Consider the following 23,266-nt stretch of genomic DNA (forward strand, 5'->3'; position numbering starts at 1 on the left):
CTGACAGATCTAGACTATATTCATCCATGTTTGTGCAATTCTGCTACATGGATATTTCATATGTATATAATTTATCTTTTTATAGTTACCTACTAGATAACAAACAGTTATTATCTACGGTGAGCTTATTAGCTCAGTAATTTTTAGTTGTGTTCGTATTCTACACTAGAAGGAGGCCATTTGACCGGCATTACTATTCTGCCTCCACCATCACCATAGGCTCAGGTTCATAATCACTCGCTAAATCATTTACCTTAGCCAGCATTTTGATCAGTTGCACCCGCTCCTTCTCCGATAGTTGCGATTCTAAATACTCATTAAAACCCCGTACCACATTTTTTGCCACCCTACGTTTTTCCACGCCAAGAGCGGTTAAATAGACCTTCACCGATCGCTTATCTGTGGTACTCGTCTCCCGGTATATAAAACCAAGCCCTTCTAGATTATTTAACACCCGAGATAGCGAAGTGGTTTTTACACCTGTAGAATTTGCAATCTGGGAAACAGCAGTCCCCTCCTTGTGGATATTTATTAAAATATATCCTGCAGCCTGTGTAAAACCATGTTGTGAAGCAATATTATTATATTTGTTCGCAACAGTTTGCCAAGCCGCTTTTAAAAAATAGTCGATTGTATTATCTTGGTTCATTGTTGATTATTGTGACCTACCTGCATTTTATTATGCAAGCATAACAAATCTAATAGTTTAACTTGTATATTCCAAATACTTACCTTAAAATATTTAATCAAAAAACACGTGGTCAAACATTAAAAATTATCCTGCCAAAACGAGATAGATTCGAGAATACAAAGCATTTTATTTAGGTTTGTACTTGGTTAAAAACAAAGTAATATGGCATTAGTAAATATTCCACGCCTAGACCTACTGCACTACACCGAAGGCAGTATTGATCAGCGTAAACAATTTGTACAAGACATTGGTAAGGCATTTAATGAGACTGGGTTTGTTACCATTGCAAATCACGGATTAAGCGAGGAGCTAATCGCTGAACTATACCAAACCGTCAAGGCCTTTTTTGACCTACCTCAGGAAACGAAGGATAAATACGAATTTCCCGAACTTGCAGGTCAGCGTGGCTATACCACAAAAGGAAGAGAGAAAGCTAAAGATTCCAAAACCCCAGATTTAAAAGAGTTTTGGCAGCGTGGACAGACCATTGTTGGAGAAGACTATTCCAAAACAGACTTCCCAGACAACCCATCAGTAGAAGAATTACCTCGTTTCGACATTGTAACCGGAGAGATTTACAAGAAACTAGAAAACGCGGGCCGTAATCTACTAAAAGCCATTGCTACCTACCTGGAGCTTGAAGAGAATTATTTTGAAAAGCATGTTATTAATGGGAACTCTATTCTTAGAGCCATTCATTACTTTCCTATCGAAAATCCTGAGGCCCTAGCTCCGGATGCCGTCCGAGCTGGTGCACATGAGGACATCAATCTAATCACCCTATTGATAGGGGCATCCGCAGATGGATTAGAAGTACTGACAAAAGATGGAGAATGGTTTCCTATTAAGGCTAAAGGAGAGGACATCGTCGTCAATGTTGGAGATATGCTACAACGACTGACGAACAATAAACTGAAGTCGACCACACATCGTGTCGTAAACCCGCCAGTCGAATTGATGAAGACTTCACGTTATTCTGTACCGTTCTTCTTGCATCCTAAGTCTCAAATGAGCCTTGCTTCATTGGATTCCTGTATAGATGCAGCGCACCCTAAAGCATATGAAGACTACACTGCGGGGCAATATCTAGACGAACGTCTACGAGAAATTGGCTTGAAAATGTAACCTTCACTAATATCAACCCATAAAATAGAAAAGGTGAACCTGTACAGGTTCACCTTTTCTACTATTTAAATATCTAGGCGCTTTATTTCAGCTTATAGCCTACCCCAATATTCATGAAGATATTGTGCATACCGAAACTAATACTCTCAAATCCTGTTTTCATAATATTGTTAAAACCATAGTCAAATTGGGCTAAGGCAGAAAACTTATTATTAATCGCATATTTTGCACCTAAACTCATCCCTACATCAATATTACGGACACTATTTGAAAAATCATAATCGGCTTTATCAATGTTAATCTTATCTCCTGTAGGTGTTTCATGTCTTAAATAGCCATCAAACGCTTCACCGTAGAACTTTTTTCTAACAGCAAATGCAACATAGGGGCCTGCTTGAACATTCCAGCGTTCAGATACTTGATAAGTAGCTTGTACTGGAACAGAAATATACAAATTGTGAATCTTAGTTGTAATATCTCCGGTATAATATCCGCGAAGCTTTCCTTCAGAATCGTTTACCGCACTAAAAGTCGTTTTATAACCTTTAACTCTAGCTTTCGCATCCATTCCCTTTCCTTCGAAAATAGCCCCAACAGCTACTCCCCATTTTGAATCTATAGCATAGTTAGCTTTAGCTCCTACATAAAAGGGGAGGTTCGGGTTATAACTTTTTATCTTTCTGATTTCCACAGGCAGGGATAATGGAGCAGCCCCTCCAATCTTGCCCCCTAAAATAAAATCAACGCTAATATCACCGGCTTCTTGCGCATTACCTTTGGTAATAAACAGGAGCACAGCAGAAAGAGCAATAATATATTTATTAATTTTTCTCATTACTTAGTTACAATTTTTAAATCATCCACAATCAATTTACTTCCTACAGCTCCGACAAAGCTATCTCCTCGTTTACTTGAACTCATTACAATCGCAATATTATAATCCAACCCAGCAACTGCAGCCATATCAACTTTAGCACGGTATTCGAACGGTAAGCTAAACTTCACGAATCCATCTCCAGCTGTAGCTGAACCATCTTTAATCTTAGCGATCGCCACAATACTCGGGTCAGTAAGTATATTATGTCCTGTCAAATAAGGGACTCTCTTCTTCGGATCACTAACCGATTCCATTAACTGTTTACGATTGTAAAAAACGGCATAAATATCACAGGAATCCTTCAGATTAAGTGGTTTTAAATCTTTATCTGTAACATTCTCTGCTGGTCTGTACTTGTAATATCCTTCAAGCGTAACGGGAACCTTATTAAAAGGCAAGCCAAACTGTGTCGCTGCAAGTGGATCCATAAGCACTGGTCCCGTATCGAATGAGCCAATAAACAAGTTGCCTGCTGCAATAGGTTTTCCAAACATAGCTCCATACATACCAGTCAACTTGGTCTCCAAAAATAAAGCCTGTTTTCCAGCATGAGCATCAGGAGTTATAGTTGTGGGATAAGCCGCCGGTTCCATTACTCCCCCAGGCGTTATAGAAAGAGTAATTCCAAATCCAGCATTCCCAGATGCCCAATTATAATACTTCTGTCCATCTACATTATTATAAAATTTAGTAAACTTTTGATTGTTGTCAATCTCTGTTTCTTCAAACCCATATTCAGTAGGAACAAAACCATCTTTTGTATTTACGATTTTTAACAGATATTTCTTAGAGTACTGTTTATCCTGAGATATTGTTTCGACATTAACCCCCTCAAGCTGCATGCGCTTAGCCAACTCTTTATCTACCCGGAGTTCATCATTATCCAACACCTTCCCATTTTCCACCTGAATTTGAGCCCCCTCAGTCAAAGTAAATTTAACTTTGAACTCTGAAGTTTCCTCTTGATCAGGCTTCAAATAGAAAATTACACTCCCCCCCGAAACGACCGGATCAAGCAAAAAAACATCATTTTCAGTCTCAGCTTTGATAATATCAGCCTCCATATTCGGGGCCTCATCCTTAACACAGGATGACAAAAACAGGAGCAATCCCCCGCAAAAAAACAATAGATTACGTAACTTCATAAAGTGTTATTTTAAAAACAGAGCAAATTTAAGATTATTATTAAGCTCAGGCGCATACCGTCCCCACGAATCACCTATGCCTATTAAATCTTTACATTCCTCTGTTTAATTATAAAAGCCATATTATTCACTGGCACCAATCTCTTCCTGCATTTTCTTTGGCAAACTTTGAAAAACAAGTTGATAACTATGATCGACCAACCCAAACAATCTATCATCTGACAATTCTCTATTGGCATAGACGGTATTCCAATGTTTTTTGTTCATATGGTACCCGGGCAACACCGTACCTTCGTACTCCTCCCTCAACTCCACAGCATACTCCGGATCACACTTTACATTAAAGCTCAACTGATCCACCTGATCCAACCCAACCAATAAAAACACTTTACCTGCTACCTTGAACACCAGTGTCTGGGGCCCAAAAGGCAACTCTTCAGAAACAGCTTTCTGACCTAAACAATATTCTCGCAGTTCTTCGATATGCATAACCGTGACAAGTAAAACTGAAACTCTTATTTCTCTACCGTATTAAGCAATTGAACCAACTCCTGTTGAAGTTCTATGCCCTTATCCGCATTATACCAGGTCTGAAAGTAGGTCTTGATATCTTCAAATTCCTTTCCCTCAGCCTTCATTTCTTCAAAAATGCGTTGTAATGCCTCCGGTCTCGGTCCCCACACGGCAATATCCTCACCGGCTTCATTTCTAATAATCAATTTAGGAATAGACTTACCACCATTAGTAAGGTATTGATCAATAAGGAATGGCGCTGCATCTCTAAGCTGTATATCCAAATTAATATTAGGGTTATCCTTCACCAAACTATAAATCTGCGGCACACTATGCGCAGCATCACCACACCAAGGCTCTGTAATCAAAATCCAGGTTTGCTTCCCTTCCAAATTGGACAAAGAGGCCTTAGTAGCGTCGCTGGATTCAAATTTCTTCAACCAACGGCTCATCCGAGACCAGTTGAGCTTCGCATAATTAAAATATTCAGGATCGTTGTAAGTAGGATAATTGGATGGATTTGCCAATACATCTTCAAAATACGCTAGATAAGCTTCGAAAGTCATATTATTATATATTTTAATTGTTTTAAACCAACACATGCCTGTTCCGATATGCAGGACAAAAACGCCTCGCATCGCTTACGCCTCGTGTCACTCTTCTGCTAAAGATATTTCATTGGTAGACATTATCAAAACACAAAAATAAGCATAATATAGCAACAAAACAGTCATCAAAATGTTGCAAAGCATTTAACATTATTTAATAAATGTTCACTCTATCTTTGACTTGTCTTTAAACCAATTGAATGAAAAGAATTATATTCAGCATCCTTATGTTAGTTGCCGCAAACTTAGTTTATGGTCAACACACCTTATCTGGCAGAATCATAGACAAGGCGGACAGTAAGCCGTTGACCAATGCATCTATTGTAATACTCAACCAAGATTCCATCATGCAACAGTTTACACGCGCAGACGAAGATGGAAAATTTTCATTCAAGAGCTTAATAGACACATCTTATCTACTTATCGTCTCTTACCCTAAGTATGAACTCATTTCTAAAAAAATAAAGCTTGAAGGTTCAAGCTCAACACTCGCTCCTATAGCACTGAGTTCCCAGGCTAACCTAATAGAAGAAGTCGTCATACAACAACGTCTACCGATACGAATCAAAGGGGACACCTTAGAATACGATGCAGGCAGCTTTGAGACAGAGAAAAACGCCAAACTAGAGGATTTGCTACGACGCTTGCCAGGACTCTCTGTTTCGGGTGATGGTAAGATAACTGCAAATGGAAAGTCGGTATCCAAAGTATTGATAGATGGGGAAGAGTTCTTTGGCTACGATCCTAAAATCGCTATCCGCAATATCCGTGCAGATGCTGTTGACAAAGTACAGGTATACGAAAAGAAATCCAAAGAAGCTGAGCTAACAGGAATAGATGATGGAGTACGCGAGGTCACGGTCAATGCGGTCTTGAAAGAAGAAGCCCGCAAAGGTATTTTTGGCAATGCAGAAGCTCTAGCTGGCACTGACAACCTCTATACAGGAAGCCTATTCGCTGCCAAATTCAATAAAACCGAACGCATAGGAGTCACCGCCAATACCAACAACATGGGCGCTGGTATGGGACGAGAGGGCGGACTTCGGATGAATAGTCAAATCACAGGCAATCCACGTAGTACCTCCATTGGGACGAATTATGAAAACCAGTTTTTTCAGAAAAAAGTCAACTTCAACGGTAACTATAATTTCAACAGTAACGGCAACAATAACGAGAAAGAGTCTTTCAACAAACAGATTGTATCTGATAATGTAATCGAAGAATCGGAAAATAAGTCTAAGACTTCCAATTCATCTGATGCCCACGGTATACGATCAGATATTAGATATAGAATTGATTCTACATCTAATATGGAGATTAATATCGGTGCTAACTTTGCCAATAACTACAGCAGTAGTGAATCCCAAAACTATACAACCCAAAACGGGGATGCATTTAGCAGAATAGGTGACACAACCAACACAGATGGACAAACTCAGTCAAACGATATACGGATTAATTACCGGAAACGTCTGAACAAAAGAGGGAGTTCACTAAACTTCCATTTTAACAACAGCTATAATAAAAACTACTCGAAGAGCATCGTTGACCAGACTACTATATATTATGTAAAAGGTGACACGACTATTCTCAACCAAGACAGGATTAACAATAGCAACGGCAACAATATTTCAGGACAGATTCAGTATTCAGATCGTATCTCCAATAAAATCAATTACTCTCTAGGTTACAATATCAGCAATTCGACAAATAAAACCTTACTCGAAGCATTTAATCAGAGAAACAGCAACAATCCTGTACTGGATATAGACTATTCACAAGATCAAAAAACGGTGAATACCAGCCATGGAATGGTCGCTAACATCAATTATTTCACGGAAAAAATATCAGTAAATCTTTCTAACCGTACAAATTTTAGAGATCAATCCTTGAGAGATGATTATAGAAATATAGACCTCGATCGTACATTTTGGGACAATGATATTAATATGAATGCCAATTACAGAATCTCCAATAGAAAGAATTTAGGGTTGAATTACCAAAACAACTTTAATATCCCTTCGTTCGGACAATTACAGGAGTTACAGCCACAGACAAATCCTCTATTCGAACAAAAAGGTAACCCGGATCTGAAGCGATCAAACAATAATTCCTTCCGATTAAACTATCATACGATGAGTTTATTAAAAGGAACAAGTTGGAACATGAATGCTGACATATCATTTACGACAGACCCGATTGTAAACCAACGATCAATAAATACATCTACGGGAGTAACAACGAGTTCCTATATCAATATAATGGGAAGATCAAGCTGGCGGGCCGGGATGAACAGTAACTTCAATAAACCTGTATTCGATAGAAAAGCACAGTTTAACATATTTGGTGGACTGAATTACAACAACGGTTTTAGCTTCATTAAATATGGCGACGACGTCAAGAACCAACAGTATGAGCTAAACAATGAACAAACAACCAGCCTATCTACTGGAATCGGGATCAACGAACAAGACTCCAAGGGACTAGACTACGACTTCAATTGGAGAATCAGCGCAGATAATCAACGAAATAGTTTACGAAAAGAATTCAACTATACCAGTATCAACACCTCAGGCTCTGGTTTTTTCAAGTATTTCTTACCTAAAAAATTCAACGTTAGTAGTAATATAAACTACTCTCTAGAAGGGCCAACGAAGTTTTATAACAAAAGTCTACATCAGTTTTATGTCAATGCTGAAATCAGCAAAAAGCTGTTGAGCAACGAAAGCTTAACAGCCAGTATTAAAGGCTTTGACATCTTCAACACGTACAACAATATCAACAGATCCTCTTCTGAAACCGGTTTCAGTCAATCCAGTCAACAGATATTGACCCGTTATGTATTAGTTGGGTTAAAATGGGATTTCAACAAGAATCTAGGAAAGAAAAAAGAAGGATAATAGCATAAAGACGTACGCTATCCAATACGTTATAATAAAATAGAAAGGAACTCGATATGAATAAAATATTAATATTATCCCTGGAGATACTCTTTGGCATCTCTGCTCAAGCACAATATGCATACTTTGGCAATAGAGGTATCATTTCGTTCGACAAAATAAGTTACACTCGGGCACAGACTAGGGAGATGATAAAAAAATTTGAAGAAGCTGCCCCTGGTCAAATGGGTGGTAGACACTTTTGGGGTGGCGATATAAACAACATGCCCGATTCCCGTACCGAACGTATGACCATGTACTTTGACGAGAATGGAAGTCTGTTGATGCCCGAAGTAAGCGACGAAGAAAACAAAGACACTGCACGTGGTCAGGCAAGAGCTGGCGGAGGCCGGGGCAATAGAGGAGGTTCATCCATGTCCATGGGAGCTGTAAGTGTACATGGCGGAGGAGCCATGATGATGCGTGGAGCCCGGAGCCGGGGCGGGTCATCTAAAGTGCTTTATCAAAATTTAAAGTCCAATCAAGCCGAAGTACAGGTAGAACTCGATGACAAATATATCCTTAAAGACTCCTTAGCAAACATAACTTGGCGATTTACTGATGAATACCGGAACATAGCAGGATTCGAGTGTCGTCGCGTAAATGGTGCAACAGCAGACTCCCTATACCTAGTTGCATTTTACACCGACCAGATTCCTGTATCAGGAGGGCCGGCATTAAGCCATGGACTACCAGGCATGATCCTTGGACTCGCGATTCCCGAAATGCACATCCAGTATTGGGCAACAAAGATAGATTACCACAATGAGGTCCTACCAAACGACTGGAGAGATAAAAAAACAAAGGCGATGACATTGGACGATTTTGCAAACTCTGTTGGCAGGTTTTTCCAACGAGGCAATGACAGTGGGTCTGCTAAAAAGAGCATATTAGAACAGATAATTTACTAAGTAGAGACATTTTGTCACAATATACTGTCATATTTCCGACAAATTGAGGTTCTTTTTTGTTTTTTTTGAGCAAACATTGTGTTGGCATAAGGGTTGTTGTATTGGTATCAAGAATTAATAACTCGTAAACAACAATACATAAAAATATGTCTAAAATTATAGGAATCGACTTAGGAACTACGAACTCATGTGTAGCCGTTATGGAAGGTAATGAGCCCGTAGTAATTGCAAACAATGAAGGTAAACGTACAACTCCTTCTATTGTAGCATTTGTAGATGGTGGAGAGCGTAAGGTAGGAGATCCTGCTAAACGTCAAGCTATCACTAACCCCCACAAAACTATATACTCAATAAAACGCTTTATGGGTACCTCTTTTGATGAGGCCTCTAAAGAATTATCACACATTCCTTACAATGTTGTAAAGGGAGATAATAACACTCCTCGTGTAGAGATTGATGACCGTAAATATACACCTCAAGAAATCTCAGCGATGGTTCTTCAGAAAATGAAGAAAACTGCTGAAGACTATTTAGGTCAAGAAGTAAGCCGTGCAGTAATTACTGTGCCTGCATACTTTAATGATGCACAACGTCAGGCAACAAAAGAAGCTGGTGAAATCGCAGGTCTAAAAGTAGAGCGTATTATCAACGAGCCTACAGCTGCTGCGTTAGCATACGGTCTTGATAAAGCAAACAAGGATATGAAGATTGTTGTATTCGACTGTGGTGGTGGTACACATGACGTATCTGTTCTTGAATTGGGTGACGGTGTATTCGAAGTTAAAGCTACTGATGGTGACACTCACCTTGGTGGAGATGACTTTGACAATGCAATCATCAACTGGTTGAATGACGAATTCAAAGCTGAAAACAATGGTTTTGATTTGAAAAAAGATGCTATGGCATTACAACGTTTGAAAGAGGCTGCTGAAAAAGCAAAAATCGAACTTTCAAGCACTTCATCTACTGAAATCAACTTACCATACATCACAGCTGATGCTACAGGCCCTAAACACTTAGTACGCACATTATCTCGTGCTAAATTCGAAAGTTTAGTAGCTGATTTAGTACAACGTACTATCGAGCCTTGTCGTACGGCATTAAAGAACGCAGGCTTCAGTACATCTGATATCGATGAGATCATCTTAGTAGGTGGTTCTACACGTATCCCTGCTATCGTAGATGCTGTTAAGAGCTTCTTCGGAAAAGAGCCTTCAAAAGGTGTAAACCCGGATGAAGTAGTAGCATTAGGAGCAGCTATCCAAGGTGGTGTATTGACAGGAGAAGTAAAAGACGTATTGTTATTAGACGTTACCCCTCTTTCTTTAGGTATCGAGACTATGGGTGGTGTAATGACTAAATTGATCGAAGCGAATACAACAATCCCTACTAAAAAGTCGGAAGTATTCTCTACAGCATCAGACAATCAGCCTTCAGTAGAGATTCATGTATTGCAAGGTGAACGCCCAATGGCTGCACAGAACCGTACACTAGGACGTTTCCAATTAGCAGATATCCCTCCTGCTCCACGTGGTATTCCACAAATCGAAGTTATCTTCGATATCGATGCCAATGGTATCATCAAAGTATCGGCTAAAGATAAAGCGACAGGAAAAGAGCAAAATATCCGCATCGAGGCTTCTTCAGGTCTTTCAGACGAAGAAATCCAGAAGATGAAACAAGAAGCTGAAGCAAATGCTGAAGCTGACCAAAAAATGAAAGAAGAAGCAGATAAAATCAACGCAGCAGATGCATTGGTATTCTCGACAGAAAAACAATTGAAAGAATACGGTGACAAAATCTCTGCAGATAAAAAAGCACCTATCGAAGCTGGTTTAGAGAAATTGAAAGCGGCACACGCAGCTAGAAATTTTGCAGATATCGATAGTGCTTCTGAAGAATTGCAAAATGCATGGAATGCTGCATCTGAAGAAATGTATGCTGCATCTCAACAAGGAGGACAACCTCAAGGTGGAGAGCAAGCTGGACAAGCTGGCGGAAACCAAGGTGGTGCAGACGATGTACAGGATGTAGATTTCGAAGAAGTTAAATAGCAACACTTCTTATCCAATTAGAAAAGCTCGAAGATTAATTTCTTCGAGCTTTTTTTATTGCTCCTTTACCAATCGATAAACAACGAGCGTTACGCTCCCCTTGGCGGTTACTTCTGATAATGTCTTAAAATTCCCTTGTCAAATACAGTCCAGATCCCGGACGGCATATTTGCCTTCTTAAGTCCCTGATTCGTCCAGGTATTGCATGAATAAAAAATACTGTAAGCCCCTTTAGCTTCGTAAAAAGCATCCGAATACCCATATTGTGCGTCTGTATGGATCAGAATAGCATTACCTTTATCATCGGTATCCAGAGTAGCGAGTATGTAATCCCTCAATTGAAGCAATTGTACACTATCTACCTCTACCCGATAACAGTATTCGTCGACCAACATCTTATGATAGTAAGTCACATGTACTGCTGTCTCTCCGATCCCCAATGCCGCTACCAATGCTGTACTAGCTTTTAGGTCCTTCCATTCTGGCGTATTCAGATAAAAGCCTTTATCACCCCAGCCTATAGCTACAAATCGATAGCCTGCCTCTTTCCGCTTCACATCGTCCATAGGAAATACTGTTCCCCAATCCATCAAATCCGTCTTAACAGGCAAAACAATATCGGTATGCACCCCATTAGACAGTATATAGACCTCATACTTAGGAGGCAATGCTTCGGTACTCATATCATAGGCAGGAATTCTCGACAAGACCGCATCTACACCCATATAGACTCCTATAAAACCAACAAGCCCTAACACAGTATAAAGGATAACTACCCCTAATCTCCGCATACATATAAAATTAAAAAAGTGCAAAACTTTCCGCTTTGCACTTTCAATATATTAAGAATCTACGTAATTAAAATAACTTTTCGGGATAAGCTCCCTCGGCAATAAGCTTCGAGATACTCTCCTGTACAATCTGTTTATCTTCGGAATAAGTAACTCCAAACCATTTTGATGATGTCGGAATCACTTTAAAATCAGCAAGACGGTTTTTCACCATATAATCTGGCACCGATGGAATGAAAAACTCAGCTTTTAGGTTCTCCGCATTTTCCTCTACAAACTTGGGGAACATAGACAACGCCACTTCAAATACCTTCGGTGTGAATCCCCAGAAATTCATCGACACTCGTGTATCTGCCGCTAACTCTGTTTCGACTCCGCCCTCTTCATATACAATCTTTTTCGCTCCAGTAGTGTCTTCCTTGTAATAGATATTTGTACGTTCTGTAACACTTTCCATGTTTCCATCGGCAGAGACTTCACACACCCCTCTAGAGACATAGCCGTAGTCCGACATCGTATTACCAACTTCAAATCCCATCAACGACATGTGTGTATCCGAGACCTCATTATTTAGGAAATTAGCCATTTTAACGAAAGAGTCCGTACCATAAAAATCATCGGCATTAATCACACAGAACGGCTCATTGATAAGATCTTTTGCGCTAAGTACAGCATGAGCTGTACCCCAAGGTTTTGTACGTTCGATTACACGATCCACTCCAAACTTTGTCAGGTCAAAATCTTGAAAAGCATAATCAACATCGATCAAGCCCTTAAATTTAGCGTCAAATTTTTCGCGCATGATGCTTTCAAACTCCTGACGGATAATAAAGACTACCTTTCCAAATCCAGCGTGTATAGCATCATATATAGAATAATCGATAATAGTCTCCCCATGAGGGCCAAAATTATCTACTTGTTTCAAAGATCCATAACGACTCGCCATCCCAGCTGCTAAAACTAACAAAGTAGGTTTTCCCATAATACGTAATATAGTTATATGCTTTTTTCTAATTGTGCACAAACCTACATAAATTCATTTTTATGTGCAATATAATTGACTCATATTAATGAATTTATGTAGCTCTCCTCAATCAGCCTTAAGGCCATCAAATAGAGAAGGCAAAGTATTGATACTATTTCTTTTTGAAGAAAGCGTTCAATAGGCCATTAGCCAGCTTCCCAATCAGCTTGACCCCCTCACGGGCCAGTGTCCGGCTCGCTTGTGTCTGAGCGGCTTCCATTGGGGTTTGCCTTCTAGATCGCGTAGCCGTTGGTCTACTCGCTTCTTTCTCTGCCTGCTGACGGGCCTTTGTTTCTTCTTTCAATCTATTGGCAGCCAACAATCTTTCCTCCAAAATTTCGGATGCTGTACGTCGCTCTATTCGCTCTTGATATTTTGTAAAAAAGGAAGACCCCTTGATAAGCTCCTCATACTGCGAACTAGCGCAAGGCCCCATTACAGCCCGAGCTGGCACCAAATGTGTAGCCACCACCTCTGTCGGGATTCCCTTATCATTCAACACCGTTACTAATGCCTGTCCCGTACCAAGTGATGTCAGCACTTTATCTATCTGATAGAACTCCGAGGTCGGATAAGTCTTTACCGTCTTACGTAGATTCTCCGCATCATTGGGGGTAAAAGCCCGCAGAGCATGCTGTATCCTATTTCCCAATTGGCCTAATACACTCTCAGGAATATCCATTGCTGCCTGAGTACAGAAGAAAACCCCAACACCCTTGGAACGAATCAACCGTACAATTTGTTCAATCTGTGTTAAAAAGGCCTTAGATGCCCCATTGAATAACAAATGAGCTTCGTCAAAGAAGAACACCAATTTTGGTTTGTCCAGATCTCCTACCTCAGGTAATTTCTTAAACAACTGTGCCAACAGGCTTAATAAAAAGGTAGAGAAAAGCAACGGTTGATCCTGAATGTCAGAGATATTCAAAAGCGAAATAACACCCTTTCCATCTACTTTTCCAAACAGATCATTAATATCAAACTCTCTTTCTCCAAATACATCGGACACCCCTTGCTGTTCTATAGCGACAATCTTGCGCAATATAGCGCCTGAACTCGCAGCACTGATTCTTCCGTAATCATCTTTGATCTCCTCCGCACCAGGCCCGTCAGAAAGATAGCTCAAAAGTCTTTTTAAGTCCGTAAAATCCACTACAGGTAGTTGCGTATCCTCCGCATATTTAAAAATAGCACTCAACACACCCGACTGCGTATCATTCAAGTCTAAAATTCTTGACAATAGTACCGGACCAAAGTCCTCAATAGTCACCCGCATAGGAGCTCCCAACTTACCACTCAAAGAAAACAATTCTATAGGAAATGCAGATGGCTCAAACGGAATACCAACAGCCTGTCCACGTTCAAGCAGTGCATCATTCGTCTTCCCTGCTTCGGCCAAGCCGGACAAATCTCCTTTCACATCCAACATAAAAACAGGAACTCCGGCATCCGAAAGCTGTTCGGCCATCAATTGCAGTGTACGCGTTTTACCCGTACCCGTCGCTCCGGCGATCAGCCCATGACGGTTCATCATCTTCAAAGCCAGATTGACTTTAGCATCTGTCACTACCTCACCCTCTAAAATACCGGATCCCAATTGAATAAAAGGTCCCTTGGGATTATAAGAAGCCAGAACTTTATCAATAAACTGTTGTTTCATTATATCAACAAATTAGTGTTTGTACTATCGAATTTATAAATAATCGATCAATTATCTGAATTAAATAATCCCACAAAACAACGCCTATTGTCAAAAACAACAATAACTCAACCTTTATTCGCATCTTTTGTAATTTTTTTATAATAAAATTTCAAATAACACCCTGTTTGCAGATTTTTATTTTATTTTTGTCAAAGTGAAAATAACAAAGAGCATATCCCTATTTAGTAAAACACAGCGAATCATCGCTGCTAAGGTTTGCTTCTTTGTATTTTTTACCAAGATGCTTATCTCCGCCTCTCCTATGTTTATGGATGTGTTGGACAAAGGCACAATATTACAAGTAGTCATGCAACTAGAGGTCGAATTGACCTCAAAAGGAGCAAACAGTAACAATGAAGATCTACACGAACATGGTGTAAAAGTTTTCAAACCTGACGCTATTGACTACCTTACCTTCAATCCTTCAGTGGAGAACAACGGAAAGCAACGCAACTATCTCCGTAATGAAAAAGGAATTTGTAGCTACCACCCTTCGGTTCCCACTCCGCCTCCTAACTGTTAAGATAGATCTTTAAAACTCTTCACACACCTGATGTAGCCTTTTTGGGAATGCAATGGGGTATGAAATGTAGTTTACACGCTATTTTAAACATCACATTTAGACATTATTTAAAGTTTATGTTAGGAACACGTATGTCCGCTTTTCTAAAATTATCGAAAAGGGACTTAAAATATGATTTCCCTGCTAGTATTGTGGTCTTTCTTGTCGCCTTGCCCCTATGTTTGGGTATAGCAATGGCTTCTGGAGCTCCCCTTTTTGCAGGTATATTGACAGGAGTTATAGGCGGGCTTGTAGTAGCTTCATTTTCTGGATCACAACTCAGTGTGAGTGGACCAGCTGCGGGATTGACCACCATTGTTTATGGTGCTATACAGCAATTAGGAGCCTATGAAACATTCTTACTCGCAGTAGTTATCGCTGGTATTGTACAGCTCGTACTGGGTATTATAAAAGCGGGAATGATAGGCAATTTCTTCCCATCATCTGTCATCCTTGGTATGTTGACTGCTATTGGTATCACTATTATATTAAAGCAGCTTCCTCTTGCCTTCGGTATGACTGGAGCCCACGCTTTCGAATTAGAAGATGGAGGAGGGATAGCCGCATTTAAAGACACCGTATTCGCCGCTGTTAATTTAGGAGCTGCAGTAATTTGTTTCCTATCTCTAGCCATACTTATTTATTGGCCCTCAATCAAAGGGCTCAACAAACTTCCTGCCCCTCTTGCAGTAGTTATTGTAGGTATAACGCTAGGATTTGCGTTTCAAGGGACACCTTTCGCTTTGACTATTGGCGAAACCCACTTTGTAGCCATACCTACCGTATCCTCCTTCGAAGAATTCACGGGGTTATTTATCTTTCCAGACTTCACACAGATTGTAAATCCTGATGTATGGATGGTAGCGGTCACCATTGCTGTGGTAGCCAGTTTAGAAACGCTACTTAGTATAGAAGCAGTAGACAAGCTAGATCCTTTCAAAAGAGTATCACCTACGAATAGGGAATTAGTAGCACAAGGAGTCGGAAACATGACGTCTGGGCTATTGGGAGGTATACCACTGACATCCGTTATCGTTCGGTCATCAGCCAATGCCAACTCAGGAGGACGCACACGACAATCAGCTATACTACATGGTATCTGGCTATTGTTAGCTGTACTCGCCATTCCATTTGTTATCAATTTGATACCACTTGCCTGTTTAGCGGCTATCCTATTACACACGGGTTACAAATTAGCTAAGCCCGCATTATTCAAATCAATGTACGGCAAGGGATTAGATCAATTTATCCCATTCATCGTCACCGTAATCGCTATTGTTGCGACAGATCTCTTAAAAGGTGTTGGAATCGGTATTCTTGTATCCATGTTCTACATTTTTAGAGCGAACATACAGAATGCATTTATCTTCGACTTTACGAAAGATCCGGAAACAGACGATCAGGCAGATAGCAAAGTGGTGATCACGCTTGCCGAGGAAGTCACTTTCTTAAATAAAGCGGCCATACAAAAACAGCTTTATGACTTACCCAAAGCAGTAAAGTCAGTTACAATAAATGGACGTAACAGTAAATTTATAGACAAAGATGTAATCGAGGTTATTAAGGACTACGAACAAAATGCCTTAAGCAAAGGCGTAGAAATTTCGCTAATCGATATCGCCTATAAAAAGCAACCGCAGAAAAATTTCAAATGGTCTAAAAAAGAGGTTTTGGAGAGCTAAAGCCCGTGCTTGAATATAACACAACACACAAAAGATCAACCACATAAGAAAATATGTAGGTGTAAAATAATAGAATTAAAGTTAAAATGCTGTAACTTGGACTCGTTTAAGCAGTCCATATATTAAAAAGAAACATGGAAAATAAAGAACTAGAATTAGGTTTTCAGAGAATATTACAAGGTAACAAAGACTGGGTCGACTTCGTAAGCAAAGATACTACAGGCCGGTTTCAACAATTGGCAAAAGGGCAGAACCCAGAGATACTATGGATCGGTTGTGCGGATAGCCGCGTTCCTGCCAACGAGATTACCGGCACAAAACCAGGAGAGGTATTCGTACATCGTAATATCGCCAACATGGTGATACATGCCGATATGAGTATGTTATCCGTTCTGGATTATGCTGTAAACGTTTTGAAAATAAAACAGGTCATCATCGCAGGTCACTACGGTTGTGGTGGGGTAGCTGCTGCCTTGAGCCGTCAGCAATTTGGTATCATCGATAACTGGCTGTGCCATATCAAAGACGTGTACCGCATACATGCTGCTGAGATAGATGCTATCGACGAGCATGAGAAGAAGGTAGATCGTTTGATTGAACTTAACGTAAAAGAGCAGGTTTTCAACCTATGTACAACTTCGATAATCCAAAATGCATGGAAAGAAAGAAATGATCTTGCTGTACACGGAATGGTTATTAATATTGGTACTGGTGAACTAACCGACTTAAATTGCACATTCACCAGTAATGACGACCTTGGTGATGTATTTGCTTATAAATAGGAAGAGATAGAATCAAACAAAAAAAGCAATGAGACTTCTTCTCATTGCTTTTTTTGTAAGGCGCCTATTATTATCAACTAACCTCCGACTTGACGCCTATTTTTTCGAGTGTAGTATAAACCTTGAACAATGCTCTAGGTACGTGAAAACAGCCCTTCCATTTTCCTCCTTTCAAGCTTAATAAAGGTTCTCCTTGACGATTTAGATAACCATACCACTCGCCATATTGAGGGTCTGAAAACTTATCAAATGAATACTGATCTAACCGTTCGAACCATTCTTTACATTTTAAATTGCCAGTATAGGCATATCCTTTAGCCATACAAACTAAAGCTTCCAGATGTACCCACCACAATTTCTGGTCCCACTCCAATTGCTGCAATGGTTTATTTAATATATCTTTAAAGTACAATATTCCTCCATGTTTCTCATCCCAACCATATTCTAAAGCACGCAAAGCAATATCTACGCATCTCTGCATAAGTAATGGATCTCCCTTCCGCTCCGCCAGATCCATCATAAACCACATCGCTTCGATAATATGACCTGGATTTACCAATCTACCTTCAAAACTATCAGAAAAGCTTCCATCTAAGTGAACATTCTCCATAATAAGTCCTGATTCCTCCTGATAAAAGACATTCATGACTTCATGAATAACCTTATCGATAAGTTCATCCACTATTTTACTACCGACGATATGCTCTAATTCTAATGACAAATTACTCAGGATCATAGGTAATGCAAACCCCTTGAGTGATCTAGTACCAGGGTGTCCCTTATCGTACTTACCTTTAGGATTATCTTGTCGTTCCAGAATTCGCTTGAAAGTATCATGAGCTACCTGGCCATATTCATCTGTTCCGGTAATTTTATACAAAGACGCTAATCCCATACTCGCAAAACAGTCCGAAAAAATATTGTAGGGCTGTACAAGAGCACGCCCGGATCTATCCAAAGAAAAGTACCAATCCCCCCGCTCATCTCGCCCATGATCCAAAATAAATCTCGCCCCTTGAATAGCCATATCTTTCCAGATGACATTTTGTTCCACCTCATTATAGAGGGCGGACATTGTCCAGATCTGTCGTCCTTGTAGCCACATAAATTTGTCCGTATCGAAAACAGAACCGTCCCTATCTAAACAGGTGAAAAAACCACCATACTTTTCATCATTGGAGTGCTTAACCCAAAAAGGCATCACATTCTCTAGTAATTCCCGCTTATATTTTTCAACAAATGCTTCCATCTCTTTATTTGCTCAGTGCTTCTATATATTCTTTATATCTATTGTACAAATGTCCCGCTTGCAAGTAGGCTGATTGAGGGCTCATAAAATGAGAAAACTCAAATGTAATTGCTTTATCGTACCCGGCCCTTTTCGCAGCTTCCAGCTTCAATCTTAATTTTTCAAACTTGATTGGTAAAAACTTGATGGGCATGTCCCGATCAAAAGATTCAGCATTAGTCCAGCACTCCATATTATACTTATCCGCTAGTTTTTTATTAATGCTAAAGAAATCTTCCAATTCGTGATAATCAATATGTCCGTCTTGAAATGCAACCGCATCTACTGAGGTATGGATTTCATCAAAAATTTCGTTCCATTCTCGCTCATGTTCCTGAAGCGATACGACATCAGATTTTGTCAACGATGATGTAGCCGCCATCACTGCCTTCTTACCATCTATCCATGGAGAAATAAATGTTGGGAGCCCTCCACTGACTGCTTTACACTGCTCTCCTAGTATTCGAAAAGCACTTGCTGCACCTTTAGTCTGACGGCTTATCTCCATACTTAAGTACCATCCGCCAAAACTTTTATACGTACCGTACTTCGCCCACACTTCGTCAATGACAAAACGATTGGCATCAATCTCATGTTGCATATCTCCTGTATCCCAATACTTACCACTATCGTAAAGTCCGAAGAAAAACTTCATACCATGCTTATCAGCCAATTGAAGAAACATTTCGACCAAGTCGACCGGTGGTTCATAGCAGCCCATTCGATCGATCAATAATGGTGACGGGTAGGTGATAAATCGACGATAACCGCTACGGATCAAAATAACAGTATCAATACCTACGGCTTTCATATAGCCAAAATCACGATCCCATTCCGCCCTACCCCAGTTTTGATGAGGGATATCATGGCTGATTTCATCCAAAAAAGTTCCTGTTATCTTCATCTATAAATATTTATTTGCTTTTAAATAATTCACCCATTTTATATAGGCCTCTGTATTCACATGGATTCCATCCATGGTAAACTCCTTTTTCAACACATAATCATCAGCTAGTACGGATTTAACATCGATGTAGATTACACCATACTTTCTAGCTAACTCCATAATGCCGCTGTTTAAGTCTTTTACCTTTTGTTCTTTTCCAAAAAGATAATCGTATTTCAGCATAGCTTCATTCAATGGCAGTGTACTTTGTACATAGATCTTCGTTTTAGGACTTTCTCTTTGGATAGTCTGGATAACTTCTTCGTAATTTTTCAAGCTCCATGCTGTAGGCAAACCACGACCTATATCATTAATCCCCATCATTAAGAAGATCTTCTTCGGCTTCGAAGCTATCCCCCCCCTGATGCGAGCTTTCATCCCGAAAGTATTATCACCACCTATCCCTCTATTGCCAATTTTATATTTACGCCCGACCAATTCCTGCCAAGGGCCTCTTTCGGTGATACTATTTCCAAAAAAAACGACATCGTATTTAACGTTTATTAGCTCCTGGTACAACTTTTCGCGACTTTCATAATACCAGTTGTTATAGGTACTATCCTGAGATTTATCTTGAGCAAAAGCAGGTGTCATCCCTAATATCCCCAATACGGCGATTACAATCTTATTCATAGTTACAATGCTTTAATTTCTCTCAAATAATTCACTACACTGACATAAGCGGCCACTTCCAAATGAATGCCATCGGGTGTAATCTCTGCACGAAGGTTCCCCTTATTATCAGCTACCACCTGATGTAAATTAACAAACTGAATATTTTTGTGGGAGCTTGCCAATTGCTTTAAGCCATCATTCAATATCGCGATATCAGGATTATTGACAGCCTTAAACGATTCGATTAGTTTTTCAGGAAGAATCGGCAAGATACTGTTGAGATAAATCTTAGTCTTAGGAGATTCCTTTTGAACACGACGGACTATACGCTCATAATTCTGAATGATACTGCTCGTGGGAACACCTCTTTTTAAATCATTCACACCAATCATTAAAAACAGTTTTTGTGGTTGATGCCTTAACACCTCATCCAATCTTGCTAAAACCCCATATGAAATATCTCCACTAATACCTCGATTTAATATCGGTAATTCAGGTGCGATATCGTTCCACTTTCCAGCATCAGTTAGACTATTCCCTAAGAAAATAATAGCACCTTTCAATGTTGGCATTTTGCGATATTGATCTAATCGCTCAGTATACCCACTAAACACATAATTACTGTCGATACTCGTTGTTACTTGTCCATTTACAACTATAGAAGCCACCATAGAAGCAACTATTAACATATACTTTATCTTCATATCACTCGATTAAAAAACACTATTTATGACCGCCAAAACCATTTTTTGTTCGTCGCATAATTGGTCACTATCACCATTAAAAAAATGTAAATAAAGGTCCTCACCAATGCTAAATGAGGATTTATCGCAGTCAACGAATCAAATAATGGCAATAGGTGCAACAGTCCAAGAATAGGTGTTATGAAAAAAGCAGAGACACAATAAGCAATCATTGGATTCTGTCCATTTTTTACAACAGAAGTTATCAAGATATTATCTGGAAAACACTTCGTTAGATAATCACATACGATGTAAAAAAGAAATGCCAGACCACTTGTTAAGAACCAATAACTAAAAGATGAGGGATCTTTCTTAATACCACCATCCAAAGGTTCAAAGAATAAGGCAACTGTAGCAAATACAAAACCCCAACTTACTAATGTCTTATAAAAGGCAAATTGACCTTCGTTGTACTTCCTAAAAAAAAGAAAAAACAACAGCCCAAATAGAGCGTGCCCAAAAAGATTCAACCCCAACAGCCTCATGTACAAAGTCACAACGTGAAATACCACAAAGGCAAAACACAATACAGCGAGTAACCCAGCTTTCGGCCGTTCTTGGTCTAAAAACACGCGATTAGTAACATCCTTGTTTGTGATTAGCAAATCCCCTAAAATAGAACCTGGCAATACAATGCATAAATACTTTAGAAAAGAAAAATTATAAAACCACTTTAGATCAGGATGAAAACTCCATACATACGAAGTCCAACTACCGGCAATATCTTTCGTAAACCAAATTCCCATAAATGCAATTAGAACAGCGATACGTAACAGAAAACTCTTAGCCGTCAACAACCAAAATAAGGAACCAAATACAGCCATATTTGCCAATACAAGAATGATAATATTGCTTTTGGACTTATCAAATGTATTTCCCAGAATTGTACTGTGGTAATAGATTAAAGAAGCAAAAATTAAAAAACCTAAAATCTGTATACCATTCTTTTTAAGCTTGGTTCCTTCAAAGCGTAAAAAAACTAGAAAGAAAGCACCGAAGGCCATCAAAGCAGTTAAATAGTTCACCCATTTCTCCCCTTTTAAGTTATCAGGAGTTAGATAGGCCAACATTATAGCAAAGAAGACTAACAATAATCCACGTCGAAGCAAACCTACTCCGATTACAGCATACTGTTTTGCTTCCAATTTTCCCTGGAGTGCAAGCGGAAAAGCTGCTCCCATCGCAAACAAGAAAAAAGGAAATACTAAATCCACCCAGGTGATTCCTGGATTATTGGGATTAAATTTAAAATCTGGAGGTCCGACCTGTGCATGATACATCCAAGCGGGAAAGTCATTGGTCCAGGGGATCACCGCTGCCAACACCATACCAATTATGGCGAGACCACGCAATAAATCTATACTATAATTCCTTTTCATCGTAATATATTAAAAGCCCAAGCCACTGATATGTACAACCTCCGCCCCTTTTGATTTTTCATCCACAGAAGCATCAACCTTGAAGAACTGTTGTTGTGGACAGTTCATTTCTGTATACCTACCATCGTGAAAAGGAGTTTTTACAACTTTACCTTTCTCATAACGCAAAAGATCGGTATGGAGCCATTTTCCCATACTTACTTTAGTGGTAGTAGGCTGGACAGGTTTGCCTTCATTTCCCATTTGATCAATTGCATTTACCCGTTTAAACTCACCAAGGCCGTCTAACGTATAACCAGCACATTCAAAAGTCGTCTCATACTTCTTTCCTGCACCTTCAATGACAAATTTCACCAGTCCTTCCCCAACAGTTTCTATTGACATAAAAACCTCTTCTCCCGGGTACCAGTAATAATCTTTTGTAGCTGGACCGTTTAAGAATACCGCTTGTTGACCTGATTTATGGGAGGCTCTCCGTAAAAATGAACGAAATGCAACCCGTGCGTCAGATATATTACCTTTTTCATCCTTTATGACTTCCCAGCTCAAACCAATATCCGTCTCCTGTCCATCCACATGTCCCCCCAGATAAATGGATGGATTATCAAGAAACTGTTGTTCTTTCTTTGGATTCTTTCGGGTCTGGTCAAAAGTAATCTGAGGCAATACCACCGTCCCGCTAATCCCAACCCAATGGTCTACACTAGAGACCAACTTGCGGTAATAAGCCCCCTGAAAACAAGGTTTGCTCGCCGCAGGTTTAACCTCATTCGGGAAATACTTAGACGATTCTGGTGGCGGCTCTGGTTTTGCAACTTCCATCTTCTTTGCAGGCGCACAGGAGATACACAAACCAATCGTTACGGCAAATAAGAGATTCTTCATATTC

21 protein-coding genes are annotated in these 23,266 nt (G+C 39.7%); 7 read left to right on the forward strand and 14 right to left on the reverse strand.

Features of this window, described 5'->3' with window-relative positions; translation table 11 throughout:
• Window positions 1-193: 193 nt before the first annotated feature.
• Window positions 194-649 (reverse strand): MarR family winged helix-turn-helix transcriptional regulator, encoded by a 456-nt coding sequence (locus tag CLV99_RS18575; RefSeq protein ID WP_133586012.1) that lies wholly within the window; start codon window positions 647-649, stop codon window positions 194-196.
• A gap of 204 nt (window positions 650-853) precedes the next feature.
• Here CLV99_RS18575 and CLV99_RS18580 point away from each other — a divergent pair, with 204 nt between their 5' ends.
• Complete coding sequence (locus CLV99_RS18580) at window positions 854-1,816, forward strand: isopenicillin N synthase family dioxygenase (protein WP_133586013.1); 963 nt, start codon at window positions 854-856, stop codon at window positions 1,814-1,816.
• A gap of 82 nt (window positions 1,817-1,898) precedes the next feature.
• Here the strand turns inward: CLV99_RS18580 and CLV99_RS18585 are convergent, their stop codons facing one another.
• The 4 genes from CLV99_RS18585 to CLV99_RS18600 form a co-directional block, all read right to left on the reverse strand.
• The gene (locus CLV99_RS18585) at window positions 1,899-2,651 is read right to left on the reverse strand and encodes a porin family protein (protein ID WP_133586014.1); all 753 of its coding nucleotides are present in this window, start codon (window positions 2,649-2,651) and stop codon (window positions 1,899-1,901) included.
• Complete coding sequence (locus CLV99_RS18590; protein WP_133586015.1) at window positions 2,651-3,838, reverse strand: PCMD domain-containing protein; 1,188 nt, start codon at window positions 3,836-3,838, stop codon at window positions 2,651-2,653. Before CLV99_RS18590 ends, CLV99_RS18585 begins: the two co-directional genes overlap by 1 nt.
• Window positions 3,839-3,961: 123 nt before the next feature.
• Window positions 3,962-4,327: an MmcQ/YjbR family DNA-binding protein gene (locus CLV99_RS18595; RefSeq protein WP_133586016.1), complete on the reverse strand. Its 366-nt coding sequence runs from the start codon at window positions 4,325-4,327 to the stop codon at window positions 3,962-3,964.
• Between the two features lie 26 nt (window positions 4,328-4,353).
• On the reverse strand, window positions 4,354-4,917 hold the full coding sequence (locus tag CLV99_RS18600) for a thioredoxin family protein (protein ID WP_133586017.1): 564 nt from the start codon (window positions 4,915-4,917) through the stop codon (window positions 4,354-4,356).
• A gap of 242 nt (window positions 4,918-5,159) precedes the next feature.
• On the opposite strand from CLV99_RS18600, the gene CLV99_RS18605 reads away from it, so the two are divergent.
• The 3 genes from CLV99_RS18605 to dnaK all read left to right on the forward strand — a co-directional run bounded on the left by CLV99_RS18605 (window position 5,160) and on the right by dnaK (window position 10,863).
• Window positions 5,160-7,859, forward strand: coding sequence for an outer membrane beta-barrel protein (locus tag CLV99_RS18605; RefSeq protein ID WP_133586018.1), 2,700 nt, complete (start codon window positions 5,160-5,162; stop codon window positions 7,857-7,859).
• 56 nt (window positions 7,860-7,915) lie between these two features.
• Entirely contained in the window at window positions 7,916-8,809 is an 894-nt protein-coding gene (locus CLV99_RS18610) for a GLPGLI family protein (RefSeq protein WP_133586019.1), read from the forward strand.
• Between the two features lie 146 nt (window positions 8,810-8,955).
• Window positions 8,956-10,863 (forward strand): molecular chaperone DnaK, encoded by a 1,908-nt coding sequence (dnaK, locus tag CLV99_RS18615; protein ID WP_133586020.1) that lies wholly within the window; start codon window positions 8,956-8,958, stop codon window positions 10,861-10,863.
• Between the two features lie 107 nt (window positions 10,864-10,970).
• Here dnaK and CLV99_RS18620 read toward each other — a convergent pair whose 3' ends face one another.
• The 3 genes from CLV99_RS18620 to CLV99_RS18630 form a co-directional block, all read right to left on the reverse strand.
• Window positions 10,971-11,654 (reverse strand): TIGR02117 family protein, encoded by a 684-nt coding sequence (locus CLV99_RS18620; protein WP_133586021.1) that lies wholly within the window; start codon window positions 11,652-11,654, stop codon window positions 10,971-10,973.
• 67 nt (window positions 11,655-11,721) lie between these two features.
• Window positions 11,722-12,636 (reverse strand): sugar phosphate nucleotidyltransferase, encoded by a 915-nt coding sequence (locus tag CLV99_RS18625; protein ID WP_133586022.1) that lies wholly within the window; start codon window positions 12,634-12,636, stop codon window positions 11,722-11,724.
• A 154-nt stretch (window positions 12,637-12,790) separates the two neighbouring features.
• Window positions 12,791-14,338: a helicase HerA-like domain-containing protein gene (locus tag CLV99_RS18630; protein ID WP_133586023.1), complete on the reverse strand. Its 1,548-nt coding sequence runs from the start codon at window positions 14,336-14,338 to the stop codon at window positions 12,791-12,793.
• A 196-nt stretch (window positions 14,339-14,534) separates the two neighbouring features.
• Between CLV99_RS18630 and CLV99_RS18635 the strand changes: the two genes are divergently transcribed.
• The 3 genes from CLV99_RS18635 to CLV99_RS18645 all read left to right on the forward strand — a co-directional run bounded on the left by CLV99_RS18635 (window position 14,535) and on the right by CLV99_RS18645 (window position 17,406).
• Entirely contained in the window at window positions 14,535-14,903 is a 369-nt protein-coding gene (locus CLV99_RS18635) for a hypothetical protein (RefSeq protein WP_246032802.1), read from the forward strand.
• Window positions 14,904-15,019: 116 nt separating this feature from the next.
• A complete protein-coding gene (locus tag CLV99_RS18640; RefSeq protein WP_133586024.1) occupies window positions 15,020-16,624 on the forward strand; it encodes a SulP family inorganic anion transporter in 1,605 nt (534 codons plus the stop codon).
• A gap of 134 nt (window positions 16,625-16,758) precedes the next feature.
• Window positions 16,759-17,406, forward strand: coding sequence for a carbonic anhydrase (locus tag CLV99_RS18645; protein WP_133586025.1), 648 nt, complete (start codon window positions 16,759-16,761; stop codon window positions 17,404-17,406).
• 73 nt (window positions 17,407-17,479) lie between these two features.
• Here the strand turns inward: CLV99_RS18645 and CLV99_RS18650 are convergent, their stop codons facing one another.
• The 6 genes from CLV99_RS18650 to CLV99_RS18675 are packed head-to-tail and all read right to left on the reverse strand — an operon-like array spanning window position 17,480 to window position 23,262.
• Window positions 17,480-18,655: an AGE family epimerase/isomerase gene (locus tag CLV99_RS18650; RefSeq protein ID WP_133586026.1), complete on the reverse strand. Its 1,176-nt coding sequence runs from the start codon at window positions 18,653-18,655 to the stop codon at window positions 17,480-17,482.
• A gap of 4 nt (window positions 18,656-18,659) precedes the next feature.
• Entirely contained in the window at window positions 18,660-19,598 is a 939-nt protein-coding gene (locus CLV99_RS18655; RefSeq protein ID WP_133586027.1) for a DUF4434 domain-containing protein, read from the reverse strand.
• A complete protein-coding gene (locus tag CLV99_RS18660; RefSeq protein WP_133586028.1) occupies window positions 19,599-20,273 on the reverse strand; it encodes a GDSL-type esterase/lipase family protein in 675 nt (224 codons plus the stop codon).
• Window positions 20,274-20,275: 2 nt separating this feature from the next.
• Window positions 20,276-20,959, reverse strand: a complete 684-nt coding sequence (locus tag CLV99_RS18665; protein WP_133586029.1) for a GDSL-type esterase/lipase family protein — start codon at window positions 20,957-20,959, stop codon at window positions 20,276-20,278.
• A 23-nt stretch (window positions 20,960-20,982) separates the two neighbouring features.
• Window positions 20,983-22,377, reverse strand: coding sequence for a DUF5009 domain-containing protein (locus CLV99_RS18670; protein WP_133586030.1), 1,395 nt, complete (start codon window positions 22,375-22,377; stop codon window positions 20,983-20,985).
• 9 nt (window positions 22,378-22,386) lie between these two features.
• On the reverse strand, window positions 22,387-23,262 hold the full coding sequence (locus CLV99_RS18675) for a hypothetical protein (RefSeq protein WP_133586031.1): 876 nt from the start codon (window positions 23,260-23,262) through the stop codon (window positions 22,387-22,389).
• Window positions 23,263-23,266: the final 4 nt, after the last annotated feature.

The organism is Sphingobacterium yanglingense (genome assembly GCF_004363245.1).
GTDB classification, from domain to species: Bacteria; Bacteroidota; Bacteroidia; order Sphingobacteriales; family Sphingobacteriaceae; genus Sphingobacterium; species Sphingobacterium yanglingense.